The organism is Micromonospora sp. 067-2, assembly GCF_046549295.1.
In the GTDB taxonomy this organism is placed as follows: Bacteria; Actinomycetota; Actinomycetes; order Mycobacteriales; family Micromonosporaceae; genus Micromonospora.
In genome coordinates this window covers 118,143-133,948 of sequence record NZ_JAJPWB010000007.1, presented here as the reverse complement: position 1 = coordinate 133,948, position 15,806 = coordinate 118,143, and the positions used below count along the sequence as shown (strand labels likewise).

Below are 15,806 nucleotides of genomic sequence, written 5' to 3'. Positions count from 1 at the left end.
ATGAGCAATCCGATCCCCGTCGACCTACCCGGCGACGCCACCGACACGCCCCACGAGGGCATCGAACCGATCGCGATCGTCGGTCTGGCCGCGCGCCTGCCCGGCGCGGCGGACGTGCACGAGTTCTGGCGCAACCTCGTCGACGGGGTGGAGTCGGTCACCGAGCTGACCCGGGAGGAGCAACTGGCCCGGGGTGCGACCCTCGAGGAGGTCGACGATCCGGGCTGGGTCAACCGCGCCCCGCTGGTCGACGGCTACGACGAGTTCGACGCCACCCTGTTCGGGATGACGGCCCGCGAGGCCGAGCTGACCGATCCGCAGCACCGGCTGTTCCTGGAGTCCTGCCACGCCGCGCTGGAGGACGCCGGCTACGACCCGGCCCGCTACGACGGCGCCATCGGCGTGTACGCCGGCACCGGCGGCAACACGTACCTGCACCGCTATGTGTTGCGCAACCGGCGGGTCGGCGGCAGCCCGCACGGCGCGGTCTCCATCGCCACCGGCAACTCGCCGAACTACGTGGCCACCAACGTGTCGTACCGGCTGGACCTGCGCGGGCCGAGCATGACCGTGCACACCGCCTGTTCCACCTCGCTGGTCGCGTTCCATCTGGCCTGCGAGGCGCTGCGCAACGGCGAGTGCGACATGGCGCTCGCCGGTGGCGTGAACGTGGAGCTGCCACACGTGGGTTACCTCGGCATGGACGGCTTCACGTCACCGGATGGCCGGTGCCGCCCGTTCGACGCCGCCGCCAACGGCACGGTGTGGGGCAGCGGGGTCGGGGTGACCCTGCTCAAGCGGCTCTCCGACGCGGTCGCCGACGGCGACGCGATCCGCGCCGTGGTGCTCGGCAACGCGATCAACAACGACGGCGCCGGCAAGGTCGGCTTCACGGCGCCCAGCGTCGACGGACAGGTGGCGGCGATCGCCCAGGCCGTGGCGATGGCGGACGTCGACCCGCGCACCATCAGCTACGTCGAGGCGCACGGCACCGGCACCGCGCTGGGCGACCCGATCGAGGTGGCCGCGCTCTCCGCCGTCTACACCCGGGACACCGACGACCGGAGCTGGTGCGGCATCGGCTCGGTGAAGTCGAACATCGGCCACCTCAGCCAGCCCTCCGGCATCGTCAGCGTGATCAAGACGGTGCTGGCCATGGAGCACGGCCTGATCCCGCCGACGATCAACTTCGAGACGCCGAACCCGGCCGTGGAATTCGCCGACACCCCGTTCTACGTGGCCAACACCCTCACCAAGTGGGACACCGACGGTGGGCCGCGCCGGGCCGGGGTCAGCTCGTTCGGCATCGGCGGCACCAACGCGCACGTGGTGCTGGAGGAGGCGCCGACGGCGTACCGGACCGAACGGCGGGTGCGCCCCGCGCACCTGCTCCAGGTCAGCGCGGCCACCCCCACCGCCCTGGACGCCGCGGTGCAGCGCCTCGCCGCCCACCTGGACGGCGCCGCGGACGCCGGGCCCGCGTACCTCGCCGACGTCGCGCACACCCTGCACGTCGGCCGCCGGGCGCACCCGCACCGCCGTGCCGTGGTCGCCACCGACCTCGCCAGCGCCGTGACCACCCTGCGCGCTCCTGTGCGCGCCCCGCGCGGGCCGCAACCACTGACCGACCGTCCAGCCCCGACAGTCGCGGTTGCCCTCCTGTTCTCCGGCCAGGGCTCGCAGTACGCGGGGATGGGCGCGCAGCTCTACGCCGAGCAGCCCAGTTTCGCCGCGGTCGTCGACGAGTGCGCCGAGCTGCTCCGCCCCGACCTGGGCCTGGACCTGCGCGATCTGATCCTGGGCCGGGACCCGGCGGCGGGGGAGAAGCTCACCGAGACCCGCTACACCCAGCCGGCGCTGTTCACCGTCGAGTACGCCCTCGCCGTGCTCTGGCAGGGCGCCGGGATACGCCCGGCCGCGATGATCGGCCACTCCATCGGCGAGTACGTGGCGGCCACCGTGGCCGGGGTGTTGAGCCTGCCGGACGCGCTGCGGGTGGTCGCCGCCCGGGGCCGGCTGATGCAGTCGCTGCCCGCCGGGTCGATGCTCGCGGTCGCGTTGGACGAGTCGGTCGTCGCGGACCTGCTGCCTGACGGGCTCTCCGTGGCCACGGTCAACGGCCCGGGCACCTGCGTGGTGGCCGGCGGGACCGCCGCCGTGGAGGCGTTCGCCGCGATGCTGACGGGAAAGTCTAAGACGCTGCGCACCTCGCACGCGTTCCACTCGCCGATGATGGAGCCGATCCTCGCCGAGTTCACCGCCCTGATGGGCACGGTGCCGTTGCGCCCGCCGACGGTGCCGTTCCTGTCCAACGTCACCGGCACCTGGATCACCGCCGAGCAGGCCACCGACCCGGCGTACTGGGCGTCGCACCTGCGCCGGCCGGTCCGATTCGGTGACTGTGTGGCCACCCTGCTGGCCGCCGGCACGTGGCAACTGGTCGAGTGCGGCCCCGGGCGGCAGCTGGCCAGCCTGGCCCGGATGCAGATCGCCAGAGCTGCTCCGGAGCAGCGCCAGCTCACCCCGCTGGGCAGCCTGCCCGCCGCGGGGGAGAGCACCGGCGACCTCGTCACCCTGCTCGGCACCGTCGGTGCGCTCTGGTGCGCCGGACTGCCGGTGCGCGTCGACGCCGACCCGACGGCCCGCCGCGTGCCGCTGCCCAACTACCCGTTCGAGCGCCGCCGGTACTGGGTCGACCCCGACCCGGAGCAGCCGGTCGCCGCCGCTGCCGTGGAGGCCGGGCCGCGCCCGCTGCCCGAGTGGTTCGCGGTGCCGGTCTGGCGGCAGGCCGCGCCGCTGCCGGCCACCGGGCCGCTGGGCCGCTGCCTGGTGTTGACCGCCGGTCCGCGCGGCGACGCGCTGGTCGCCGGCCTGCGGGCCGCCGGCGCCGACCCCGTGGTGGTACGCCCCGGCGACTCCTTCGCCGCCGCCGATAGCGGCTACCGACTGCGCCCCGGCGTGCGCGCCGACCACGACGCGCTGGTCGTCGCGCTCACCGCCGACGACGCACTCCCGAGCCGGGTGGTGCACGCGTTCACCCTGGACGGCGCGCCGACCGGCACCGACATCCCCGCCACCTGGGCCGCCCAGGAGCTGGGTTTCTTCAGCGCCCTGCACCTGGTGCAGGCGTTCGCCGGCGCCGGCCTGACCGGGGAGGAGGGGGGCGTCGCGCTGGACCTGGTCACCGCCGGCACGGGCGACGTGCGCGGCGACGACCTGCGCCGTCCGGAGCACGCCACCCTCGCCGGGTTGGCCCGGGTGCTCCCCGCCGAGCTACCCGGCCTGGCCGTCCGACTGGTCGACGCGGACCCCACCGACGACGACGTGGCGGCGCTGGTCGCCGAGCTACGCCGCCCCCGCGAGCCCGAGGTGGCCCTACGCGGCGGCCGGCGCTGGGTGGCCGACGTCGAGCAGGTGACGATCAACGCCGAGGAGCCGGGCGCGTTGCGCGACGGCGGTCGTTACCTGATCACCGGCGGTCTCGGTGGCATCGGCATCACCCTGGCCGAGGACCTCGCCACCCGGGTGCGGGCGAAGCTGGTGCTGGTGGCCCGATCCGGGCTGCCGGAGCGGAACCGGTGGGACGACCACCTGGCCGTGCACGGCGACGACCGGGCGGGTCGTGCCATCGCGGCGATCCGCCGGATGGAGGCCGCCGGCGCCGAGGTGCTGGTGCTCGCCGCCGACGTCACCGATCCGGCCGACCTGCGCCGGGTCCGCGACGCCGCGACGAGCGCGTACGGCGGCATCGACGGCATCGTGCACGCTGCCGGTCTGCCCGGCGGCGGGATGGCCGAGGTCAAGGAGCGGGCCGAGGCCGAGCGGGTGCTCGCCCCGAAACTCGCCGGCACTCTCGCCCTCGCCCAGGTCTTCGGCGATCTGCTGCTGGACTTCGTGGTGCTCTGCTCGTCCGTCACAGCGGTGGTGGGGGGCTTCGGCCAGGTCGACTACTGCGCGGCCAACGCGTTCCTGGACGCGCACGCCCGCTCCGGCACGGGTTGGCGTGCCCCGGTGCTGTCCCAGAACTGGGGCGGTTGGGCCGAGGTGGGCATGGCGGTGGAGACCGCAGCGCCGGCCGGCTTCCGTGCGGCCGGCCGGGACACGGTGATCAGCGCGCTCGACCACCCGGTCCTCACCACGAAGGTCACCGGCCCGACGGAGACCGTCCTGCACGGCCTGGTGTCCGCCAGCACGCACTGGCTGCTCGACGAGCACCGGATCGGCGGTGTGCCGGTGGTGCCGGGCACCGCCCACCTGGAGTCGGTGCGGGCCGCGGTGGTCGCCGCGCTGCCCGAACCCGCGCCGGGCGCGGCCGTGGAGCTGCGCGACGTGGTCTTCCTGGAGCCGTTCGCGGTGCCCGACGGCACCGTGGCGCAGTACCGGGTGGAGCTGACGCCGGCCGACGACGGCGGCACCGACTTCGCGGTGCGCAGCCTGGCCGGCGGCCGGCTGCGTACCCACGTGCGCGGCGCGGCCGGCTGGACCGACGAGCCGGCGCCGCCGGCCGGCCCGGCGACCCCGGCCGGCCGACGGGTGGACGACGACGCGTCGTTCGGCCGGGGTCGCACCAGCATGCTCACCTTCGGGCCGCGCTGGGCCGCGCTGAGCGAGCACCACCTGGCCGACGACACCGAACTCGCGGTGGTCGAGGCACCGCCCGCGGCCGTCGGTGACCTGCCCGCCTGGGGCCTGCACCCCGCGCTGCTGGACGTGGCGACCGCGTTCGGTCGGGGTCGGGGCAGCGGCACCTACCTGCCGCTGTCGTACGGCCGGATCGTGGTGCGCGGGCCGCTGCCAGCCCGGTTCACCAGTGAGCTGCGGCATCGGGCCGGCGGCACCGACGAGGTGGTGACCGCCGACCTGTCGCTGCGCGACGCTGATGGTCGGGAGCTGGTCGCGATCGGCGAGTTCGTGCTGCGCCGCGTCGACCAGGCGACTGTCACCGGTGGCCTGACCGCACCGTCCAGCGTGGAGAACGCGCCGCTGGCCACGACGGAGGACATCCGGCCGGTCGACGGTGCCGAGGCGTTCCGCCGCAGTCTCGGCGCCGGCCTCGGCGCCCAGGTCGTCATCGCCACCCGGACGGTCGACGACATCCGGCGTCGCGCCGGTCGGGTCACCACCGACACCCTCAGCGGAGACGAAACCGCCGCCCCGAGGTCTTCCGGCGTCGGGGACGGCAGCTCCGCGCCGGGCACCGAGCTGGAGATGACCATCGCCCGGGTGTGGCAGGACGGGCTCGGGGTGGCCGAGGTCGGCGTCGACGACGACTTCTTCGCCCTGGGCGGCAACTCCCTGGTCGCGGTGCAGCTGATCGCGGCCATGCGCCGGGCGACCGGGGTGAAGCTGCCGATGCGCAGCCTCTTCGAAACCCCCACCGTGGCCGGGTTGGCCGCCCGGATCGAGGAACTACGCGCCACCAGCACCGACGAGCCGGCCAGTCCGGCGCCGATCCCCGCCATTCCGCGACTGCCCCGCGCGTGACGAGAAACCAGGAGTGGAGAGCAATGAGCGACACGATCGCCACGCTGCCCGTGGTCGTCGAATCCGACGGCCGGGCGCTGACCGAGCTGATCACCGAACGCCGGGCCGAGCTGCGCGCCACCCTCGCCGAGCAGGGCGGGCTGCTGTTCCGCGGCTTCGACGTGGGCGGGGTCGACGGCTTCGACCAGGTGGTCCGGGCGCTGTCCGGTGAACCGCTGACCTACACCGAGCGGTCCTCACCGCGGCACGCCATCAAGGGCCGGGTGTACACCTCGACGGACTACCCGCCGGACGAGGAGATCTTTCTCCACAACGAGAACTCGTACCAGGCGCGCTGGCCGTTGACGCTGTTCTTCTACTGCATCACGGCGCCGCAGACCCTGGGCGCCACCCCGCTGGCCGACATCCGCCAGGTCTACCGGGAGATCGACCCGGCGGTACGCGAGGAGTTCACCCGCCGCCGCTGGATGCTGGTGCGCAACTTCCACGAGGATTTCGGCGCGAGCTGGCGGCACGTGTTCGGCACCGACGACCGGGCCGAGGTCGAGGCGTACGCGGCGGACAACCGGATCACGCTCGAATGGGTGGGCCGCGACGGGCTGCGTACCCGGGCGGTCCGCGACGCCGTGCACCACCGGCCCGGCTCGGACGACCCCCGCTGGTTCAACCACGCCACGTTCTTTCACGTGAGCAGCCTGGCCACTTACCTCCAGGAGGGGCTGCTGGCCATGTTCGGCGCCGACGGGTTGCCGTCGAACACCTACTACGGCGACGGCGGCGAGATCCCCGCCGACGTTCTGGACCATCTGCGCGCCGCCTACCGGGCAGCCACCGTCCGCTTCGACTACCAGCGCGACGACGTGCTGGTGGTCGACAACATGACCGCCGCGCACGGCCGGGAGCCGTTCACCGGCCCCCGCAAGATCGCCGTCGCGATGGCCGAACCGCACACCCCCGACACCGATGGAGCAGAGTGATGGCCGAACCCCGATTCCTGGTCGTGCGCAACGACGAGGAGCAGTACTCGATCTGGTCGGCCGACCGGGACCTCCCGGCGGGGTGGCACGACACCGGGTTCGCCGGCACCCGCGAGGAGTGCCTGGCGCACGTCGACACCGTCTGGACCGACATGCGACCCCGGTCAGTACGCGAAGAGGCATCCCAGTGAGCGCGAGGAGTGCAGCGAAGCGGAGCCCCGCAGTCGCGAGCGAAGGGCAGGCTCAGTGAGCGCGAGGAGTGCAGCGAAGCGGAGCCCCGCAGTCGCGAGCGGAAGGCAGCAACGATGACCAGTGAGTGGACCTTTCCGGCGTCCTTCGCCCAGGAGCGGGTGTGGACAGCCAACCAGCTGGACCCCGGTTCGCCCGTCTACAACGTCTCCGCGCCGTGGCGGTTTCCGTCCGGCGTCACGGCGGCACAGGCCGCCGAGGTGCTCGCCCGGGTGGTCGGCCGGCACGAGTCGCTCCGCACCCACCTGCGGATGGTCGACGGCGCCCTGGTGCAGGTGGTCCGGGCGGCCGAGCCGTTGGAGCTGCCCGAACTGGACCTGACCGGCCTGCCCGCCGACGGGCGGGAGGCCCGCTACGTCGAGACGATGGCCGAACTGGCTCGGACGCCGATCCCGTTGGACGTCGCGCCCCTGTGGCGGGCACGGTTGGTCCGCGTCGCCGACGACCAGGTCGGGTTGCAGTTCGTGGTGCACCACGCGGTCTTCGACAGCCACTCCGCGGTGCTCTTCGACGCCGAACTGGCCGCGTTCACCCGGGCCGCGCTGACCGGCACGTCCGCCGACGTGCCGGAGCTGCCCATCCAGTACGCCGACTTCGCCGTCTGGCAGCGCGACCAGCTCACCGGCGACGAGCTGGACCGGCAGCTCGGGTTCTGGCGCGATCACCTGGCCGGCGCGCCGGCGGTGACCGGTCTGCCACTGGACCGGCCGCGCCCCGCCCAGCTCGGCTTCGCCGGGGACGAGGTGCGCTTCGAGCTGCCCGACGGGCTGCTAACCCGGGTCGGGCAGCTTGCCGTCGGCACCTCGGCCACGCCGTACATGGTGTTGCTGACGGCCTTCGCCGCGTTGTTGTCCCGGCTCTCCGGCGACCCCGAGGTGGTGGTCGGCGTGTCCACGGCCGGCCGGGAAACCGCCGAGCTGGCTCCGCTGATCGGTATGTTCGTGAACCCGGTGGCGCTGCGCTGCGACCTGACCGGCGACCCGAGCGTCACGGAGCTGCTCGGCCGGGTCCGTGCCGGCCTGGTGGACGCGATGGAGCACGGGCAGACGCCGTTCCAGCGGATCGTCGAGGCGGTCGCCCCGCACCGCGACCCGTCGGTGCAGCCGGTGTTCCAGACCGCGCTGAACCTCATTCCGGACTCCGGCCTGGACCCGGTGCCGCTGGGCACCACCAAGGACGACCTGGCGTTCGACATCACGGGTGGCACGAGCCGGTTGGTCTACCGCACCGACCTGTTCGACCGGGCCACCGCCGAGACGGTCGTCGCCCGTTACCTGCGGCTGCTCACCGCCGCCGTCGCCGACCCGGGAACGCGGTTGTCGGCGTTGCCGCTGCTCGACGACGCCGAACGCGACCTGCTGCGCACCTGGTGCGGCACCGGCGAGGTGGCTTCCCCGAGCACACTGGTGGCCGAGGTGGAGCGGCAGGCCGCCGCCACTCCGGCCGCGGTCGCCCTGATCTGCGACGGGGTGGAGCTGAGTTACGCCGAGCTGGCCGCCCGGGCCAACCGGCTGGCCCGGTTGCTGGTCGACCGTGGCGCCGGCCCGGAGACCCGGGTCGCGCTGCTGCTGCCCCGGTCGGTGGAGCTGCTGGTGGCCATCCTCGCGGTGCTCAAGGCCGGCGCGGCCTACCTCCCGGTGGACACCGACCACCCGGCGAACCGGATCGGCTACCTGCTGACCGATGCGGAGCCGACGCTGGTGCTGGCGACCGCACGGACGGCCGCGCTGGCCCCGGCCGACGCGCTGCTGCTCGACGAGGCGACCGCCGCCGGCCTCGACGACACCGACCTCACCGACGGCGACCGGCGGGCGCCGCTGCGCCCGGAGCACCCGGCGTACCTGCTCTACACCTCCGGCTCCACCGGCCTGCCGAAGGGCGTGCTGGTCGAGCACCGCGCGGTCACCGCCTACCTGGCCTGGGCAAGGGACACCTACCCGGGCCTGGCCGGCACCGCGTTGCTGCACTCACCGTTCTCGTTCGACCTGACGGTCACCGGGCTGCTCGGCCCGCTCACCGCCGGCGGCACGGTCCGGCTGGCCGGCATCGATTCGCCGGCTGCCCGGGCCGGCGGGCCGCCGACCTTCCTCAAGGTCACCCCCAGCCATCTGCCGCTGCTCGACGACGCGCTGTCGCCCACCACCGACCTGGTGATCGGTGGGGAGGCGCTGACCGGCGAGCAGTTGGCCGGCTGGCGGGCCGCGCATCCCGAGGTCGCCGTGATCAACGAGTACGGCCCGACCGAGGCGACCGTCGGTTGCGTGGCGGCCCGGATCGCACCCGGGCAGCCGGTGCGCCCCGGGTCGGTGCCGATCGGCCAGCCCACCTGGAACACCCGTGTCCACCTGCTGGACGCCGCACTGAACCCGGTGCCGCCGGGGGTGGTCGGCGACCTGTACGTCGCCGGGGCGCAACTGGCCCGGGGCTACCTGCGCCGCCCGGGGCTCACCGCCGAGCGCTTCCTGCCCTGCCCGTACGGGCCGGCGGGGGAGCGGATGTACCGCACCGGCGACCTGGCCCGCTGGCGGGCCGACGGCACGCTGGACTACCTGGGTCGCCGGGACAACCAGGTCAAGATCCGGGGCATGCGGATCGAGTTGGGCGAGATCGAGTCGGTGTTGCGCGCCCGCCCGGACGTGGAGGCGGCGGCGGTCGTGGTCCGTGCCGACACCGGCGAACCGACGCTGGTCGGCTACCTCGTCGGCACGGTCGACGAGACCACGATCGCCGCCGAGCTGGCCCTCGATCTGCCTGCCCACCTGGTGCCGAGCGCGTTCGTGCGGCTGGACGCGCTGCCGCTGACCCCGAACGGCAAGCTGGACACCGCCGCGCTGCCGGTGCCGGCAGCCGCCACCTCCGACGGCTTCCTCGCGCCGCGCACCGACGCCGAGGCCCTGGTCGCCGACGTCTACGCCGAGATCCTCCAGCTGGAGAAGGTCGGCGCGCTCGACGACTTCTTCGCTCTCGGCGGCAACTCCCTGCGCGGCATGCGGGCGATGGCCCGGATCCGCGCCGAGGTGGACGTGGAGTTGCCGATGCGGGCGCTGTTCAGCAGCCCGGTGGTGGCCGACCTGGCCGCCCAGATCGAGGAGCGGATCTCCGCCGAACTCGACGGACTCTCCCCAACCGAGGTCGCCGCACTGCTCGCGGCGGAGAAGGACACCCCGTCATGACCGACGTGAAGGATTCGGCCCGCGACGCCGCCCGACAGGCGCTGATCGCCCAACGGCTGCGCCGCCGGTCGGGCGGCACACCCGCCGCCCGGATCACCCCCCGTTCGCCGGACGTCGAGGTGCCGCTGTCGTACGCGCAGGAGCGGGTCTGGTTCATGGACCAGCTGGCTCCCGGCGAGGCGGCGTACCACATCGCGGTGCCCCTGCGGGTGCGCGGCCCGCTGGATGTCGCGGCGCTGCGCCGCGCGCTGGCCGATCTGACCCGGCGGCACGAGTCGCTGCGCACCCGGTTCCCGGCCGACTCCGACGGCCGGCCCACCGTGGTGCTCGACGACGCGGTCGAGGTGCCACTGACCGTGGTGGACGCCGCCGACGAGGCCGCCGCCCAGGTGCTCGTCGACCGGGCGGCCGAGGAGCCGTTCGACCTGGCCGCTGGCCCGCTGTTGCGTGCCCTGCTGATCCGCCTGGCGCCGACGGAGCACGTGCTCTTCCTGGCTCAGCACCACATCGTCGGCGACGGCTGGTCGGTGGACGTGCTGCTGCGCGACCTCATCACCCGCTACCGCGACGGGCAGCTGCCCGACCTGCCCGTGCAGTACGGCGACTTCGCGGTCTTCCAGGCGCAGGAGCTGGCTGGGCCGGGCGCCCGTCGGCACCTGGACTGGTGGAAGGGACGGCTGGCCGGGATCACCCCGCTGGAGCTGCCCCTGGACCTGCCCCGGCCGGCCACCCAGACCTACCGGGGCGACTTCGTCGAGTTCACCGTGGACCGCGCCGCCACCGACGGGCTGCTGGCGCTGACCCGTTCCTACGGCGGCACGCTGTTCATGACGCTGCTCGCCGCGTACCAGGTGTTCCTGGCCCGGCACAGCGGGCAGGACGACTTCGCGGTGGGTGCGTCGGTGGCCGGCCGGTCCGCTCCGGAGCTGGAGAACGTGGTCGGCATGTTCGTCAACATGCTGCCGATGCGCGCCGAGCTGGCCGGTGACCCGACCTTCGACGAGCTGTTGCAGCGGACCCGACGCGCGGTGCTGGACGGGTTGGAACACGCCGAGGTGCCGTTCGCCCGGGTGGTGCACGAGCTGGGCCTGCCGCGCGACGTCAGTCGCTCACCGGTGTTCCAGTCGATGTTCGTGTTGCAGAACTACGAGATGGGCCGGTTCGGCGGGGTCGCCGAGGACGCCGGGGTGGGCTTCGAGTGGCATCCGATGGAGTTGCGCGCCACCCGTTTCGACTTCGAACTGCACGCCGTCGAGACCGCCGACGGTCTCTGGGGCAAGCTGGTCTTCAACACCGACCTGTTCACCCGGGCCACCGTCGAGCGGATGGCGCACCGGCTGACCACCCTGCTGCGCGCCGTGGTGGCCACCCCGGACCTGCCGGTGTCCGCGCTGGACCTGCTGGCCCCCGCCGAACGGGACCTGCTCGCGGGGTGGAACGACACCGACGGCGACTTTCCCGAGCGGCAGACCCTGCACGCCCCGATCGAGGAGCGGGCCGCCCGTACGCCGGATGCGGTGGCGGTGCGGTTCGCGGGCCGCGCGGTGACGTACGCCGAGCTGAACGCGGCGGCGAACCGGATCGCGCACCGTCTGCGCGGCTGTGGAGTGGGACCGGAAACCCTGGTCGGGGTCTGCGCGGAACGCTCGGTGGAGCTGGTCGCCGGCCTGCTCGGCGTGCTCAAGGCCGGCGGCGCGTACCTCCCGTTGGATCCGGAGTACCCGGCGGAGCGGTTGGCGTTCATGGTCAGCGATGCCGCCGCACCGGTGGTGCTCGTGCAGGAGCACCTACGCGACGTGCTGCCGCCGACCGACGCCACCGTGCTCGTCCTGGACGACGACTCGGTCTGGGCCGACCAGCCGGCCACCGACCCGACGCCGACGGCCGGCCCGGCCAACCTGGCGTACGTCATCTACACCTCCGGCTCCACGGGCCGACCGAAGGGCGTGCCGAACACCCACCGGGGCATCGTCAACCGCCTGGACTGGATGCAGCGCACCTACCGCCTGGGCGCCGACGACGCGGTGTTGCAGAAGACGCCGGCCAGCTTCGACGTGTCGGTGTGGGAGTTCTTCTGGCCGCTGCGGGAGGGCGCCAGGCTGGTGCTGGCCGAGCCGGGCGGCCACAAGGACGCCGGCTACCTGCGCGACCTGCTGATCTCCGAGCGGGTCACCACCGCCCACTTCGTACCCTCGATGCTCACGGTCTTCCTGGCCGAGGAGGGCGTCGAGGCCGCCACGGCGTTGCGCCGGGTGATCTGCTCGGGTGAGGAGCTGCCGGTCGCCGCGGCCCGTGACGTCACCGCCCGGCTGCCCGGCTGCGGTCTGCACAACCTGTACGGCCCGACGGAGGCGGCGATCGACGTCAGCGCCTGGGCGTGCGAGCCGGAGCTGTTGGCCGGGCTGACCAGTGTGCCGATCGGCGCGCCGATCACCAATCTGCGGCTGCACGTGCTGGATGCCCGGGGCGTCGCGTGCCCGGTCGGCGTCGCCGGTGAGCTGCACATCGGCGGTGTCGGGTTGGCCCGCGGCTACCACCGCCGGCCGGCGTTGACTGCCGAGCGGTTCGTGCCGGACCCGTTCGCCACCGAACCGGGGGCCCGGCTGTACCGCACCGGCGACCTGGCCCGCTGGCGTCCGGCTTCGGGCGAACCGGCCGGCGGCGGCGTCGAAGCGGGCGGGGTTCTCGAATTCCTCGGCCGGATCGACAACCAGGTCAAGCTGCGCGGGCTGCGCATCGAGCTGGGCGAGATCGAGAGCGCGTTGCGCGCCCAGCCGGGGGTGACCGAGGCGGTGGTGCTGGTCCGCGAGGACACCCCCGGCGACAAGCGGCTCACCGGATACCTCGTCGGGGCCGCGGAGCACGACGCGGTCAAGGCGGCGCTGAAGGAGACCCTGCCCGAATACATGGTGCCGGCCGCGTTCGTCACCCTGGACGCGGTGCCGCTGACCCCGAACGGCAAGCTGGACCGTCGGGCGCTGCCCGCGCCGGTGGTCACCCGCGCCGCGTCGGTGGCGCTGGTCGAGCCGCGCGACGACACCGAGCGACTGCTCGCCGGTATCTGGTCCGACGTGCTCGGGGTGGACACCCTCGGCATCGACGACGACTTCTTCGACCTGGGTGGGCACTCGATGCTCGCCACGCAGGTGGTCGCCCGGATCCGCAAGGCCGGGCACGGTGGGCGGCCGGTGGGTGTGATGGACCTGTTCCAGCAGCGGACCATCCGCGACCTGGCCACGTTCATGTCCGGCGGTGGCGAGGGCGACGGGCCGCGCCGACTGCTCTACGAGCTGACCAAGCCGATCCCGCAGGCGCAGCGGGTCATCACGTACGTCTGTGTGCCCTACGGCGGCGGCAGCGCGATCGTCTACCAACCCCTCGCGGACGCGTTGCCGGCCGGGCACGCCCTCTGGTCGCTCGCGATCCCCGGGCACGACGTGGGGCTCACCGAGGACGCGCTGCCCTTCGACGAGCTGACCACCCGGGTCGCCGACGAGATCCTGGAGCGCGTCGAGGGCCCGCTCGCCCTGTACGGGCACTGCGGGGTCGGCAGCGCGATCGTCGCCGAGGTGGCCCGCAAGGTGGAGGCCGCCGGTCGCGAACTGACAGTCCTCTACATCGGTGCGATGTTTCCGTTCGCCCGCCCGAAGGGGCTTTTCGCGGCGGTCCGCACCCGCCTGGAGAAGCTGCGCAGCAACAGGCACTACGCGAGCTGGCTCAAGTCGATGGGGGTGGACACCGGCGAACTCGACCCGGAGCAGGCTGACCGGATCATCAGCAACATGCGGGCCGACTCCCGGGCGTCGGAGGAGTACTTCACCGACCTGCTCGACCGGCGGGCGGACAAGCTGCGCGCCCCGATCGTCTCGGTGGTCGGCTCGGAGGACCCGGTCACCGACTACCACTCCGAGCGGTACGCCGAGTGGCAGTTCCTCAGCGACCGGCTGGCGCTGGTCGTGCTCGACCAGGCCGGGCACTTCTTCCTGAAGTACCGGGCGCAGGAGTTGGCCGAGATCGTCAGCCGCGCGCACCCGGCGCTCGTCGCCGGCGACGTCTCCGCGTTGGGTCCGCAGGCGCGCGGCGAGGACGCCGGCTGGGCGGTGACCGACACCAGGGGTGTCGACGCCACCACCGGGCCGGAACAGCCGGTCGTCCGGCCCAGCATGGCCCGGTTCGTGGCGGTCACCGCCGGGCAGCTGGTCTCCACGACCGGCTCGGCGCTGACCGCGTTCGCCCTGCCGATCTGGCTGTTCACCCGCACCGGCTCGGTGGCCAACCTGGGTCTGCTTTGGGCCCTCGCGCTGATCTGTGGCGTGCTGGTCCTGCCGGTCGCCGGCGCGATCACCGACCGGGTCAGCCGACGCAAGATCATGATGATCGCGAGTTGCAGCGCCGGCGCCATCCAGCTGATCCTGGCCGCACTGCTCTGGAGCGGCAACCTGGCGCTCTGGCACATCTACGCCCTGGTGGCGCTGAGTCAGGTTGCCGGGTCGTTCCAGCGCATCGCGTTCCAGTCGGCGGTGCCGCAACTCGTGCCCAAGCGCTACCTCGGGCACGCGATGGGCATCACCCAGCTCTCCAACGGCTTCGCCATGCTGCTGATGCCGGTCTTCGCGGCGGGTCTGCTGGCCGCCATCGACCTCAAGGGCATCCTGCTGCTGGACGTGGTCAGCTACGTGGTCGCGGTGGTGACCCTGTCGGTGGTCCGCTTCCCCGACCTGCTGGGCTGGCGGCCCAGAGAGCGGCTGCTGGTGGCGATCGCCAACGGTCTGCGCTACTCGTGGCGGCACCGCGGCTTCCGGCTCATGCTGGGCTACTTCGCGCTGGGCAACATCTTCCTGGCGCCCGCGCTGGTGCTCACCACCCCGCTGGTGCTCTCCTTCGGCAGCGCCACACAGGTGGCCCAGGTGGCTCTCGCCGAGGCGGTCGGCGCGGTGGCTGGCGGCGTACTCATGTCGCTCTGGGGTGGACCCCGCCACCGCCGCATGATCGGTGTGCTGATCGGCAACCTCGGCACGGCGCTCGGCTGCGTCCTGGTCGGTCTGGACGCGTCGGTCGCGATGATCTGCGTCGGGGCCTTCTGGTTGGCCATGTCGATGACCACGGCGCAGTCCATCTACGCCACGATCGTCCAGGTCAAGGTGCCCCAGCGTTTCCACGGGCGGGTGTTCAGCCTCAACCAGACCATCACCTGGTCGACGCTGCCGATCGGCTTCGCGCTGCTCGCCCCCGGGGCCACCGCGCTGTTCGAGCCGCTGCTCGCCCCGGGCGGGGCTCTCGCCGGGTCGGTGGGCGCGGTGATCGGCACCGGCCCGGGTCGGGGCATCGGCTTCGCGTACGTCTGCTTCGGCGCCGCGCTGATCCTCATCACCCTGGTCGGCTTCTCGATCCGGCTGCTGCGTCGCTTCGACCTGGAGGTGCCGGACTCGCTGCCCGACGACCTGATCGGCGCGCAGGAGCGGGAGCGCCGGTTGGCGGCCCGCACCGCGCAGCGCGGGAAGGAACGGGTGCCGGTCGGGGTGTGACATCGGTGATCGACTCGGCTTTCTGTGACGTCGGGGGTGTCCGTGGCGTTCGGACGGCCCGACGTCCAGGAAGCCGAGTCGGTCGCGACTATCGGGGCGAGGCCCAGCCGAGGAAGCGGTCGTCCAGGGTGGCCGGCGGGGTGACCGAGCCCAACCCGGCGAGGTGCACGGCCGCCTCCGCGCGGAGCGTCGCGAGGTGGATCAGCAGCGCCGCGCGATCATTGCGGTACTCGCCGAGCAGGCGCAACTTCGCGCTGCGGGCGTTCCAGCTCGCGTGGGTGCTTCCCGGCGTCGTCCTGGTCCGCGACACGAAGAACCGCGACGGCGGCACGCTGATCCTCGACGCGGCGGCCTGGCGGGCCTTGGTCACGCAGGTCGCCGGGCGGCCGTAACCGTAG

6 protein-coding genes are annotated in these 15,806 nt (G+C 73.2%); all 6 read left to right on the top strand.

Annotation, left to right across the window (positions count from 1 at the left end; all coding sequences use genetic code 11):
- The 6 genes from ACLJN9_RS18310 (at position 1) to ACLJN9_RS18285 (ending at position 15,800) form a co-directional block, all read left to right on the top strand.
- Positions 1–5,484: an SDR family NAD(P)-dependent oxidoreductase gene (locus tag ACLJN9_RS18310; RefSeq protein WP_410812631.1), complete on the top strand. Its 5,484-nt coding sequence runs from the start codon at positions 1–3 to the stop codon at positions 5,482–5,484.
- A 23-nt stretch (positions 5,485–5,507) separates the two neighbouring features.
- Positions 5,508–6,461 (top strand): TauD/TfdA family dioxygenase, encoded by a 954-nt coding sequence (locus ACLJN9_RS18305; protein ID WP_410812630.1) that lies wholly within the window; start codon positions 5,508–5,510, stop codon positions 6,459–6,461.
- Positions 6,461–6,652, top strand: a complete 192-nt coding sequence (locus tag ACLJN9_RS18300; RefSeq protein WP_410812629.1) for an MbtH family protein — start codon at positions 6,461–6,463, stop codon at positions 6,650–6,652. Before ACLJN9_RS18305 ends, ACLJN9_RS18300 begins: the two co-directional genes overlap by 1 nt.
- 114 nt (positions 6,653–6,766) lie before the next feature.
- Entirely contained in the window at positions 6,767–9,883 is a 3,117-nt protein-coding gene (locus tag ACLJN9_RS18295) for a non-ribosomal peptide synthetase (RefSeq protein WP_410812628.1), read from the top strand.
- Positions 9,880–15,408, top strand: coding sequence for an amino acid adenylation domain-containing protein (locus ACLJN9_RS18290; protein ID WP_410812627.1), 5,529 nt, complete (start codon positions 9,880–9,882; stop codon positions 15,406–15,408). Before ACLJN9_RS18295 ends, ACLJN9_RS18290 begins: the two co-directional genes overlap by 4 nt.
- Positions 15,405–15,800, top strand: coding sequence for a DUF397 domain-containing protein (locus ACLJN9_RS18285; RefSeq protein WP_410812626.1), 396 nt, complete (start codon positions 15,405–15,407; stop codon positions 15,798–15,800). The genes ACLJN9_RS18290 and ACLJN9_RS18285 overlap by 4 nt, the downstream gene beginning before the upstream one ends.
- Positions 15,801–15,806: the final 6 nt, after the last annotated feature.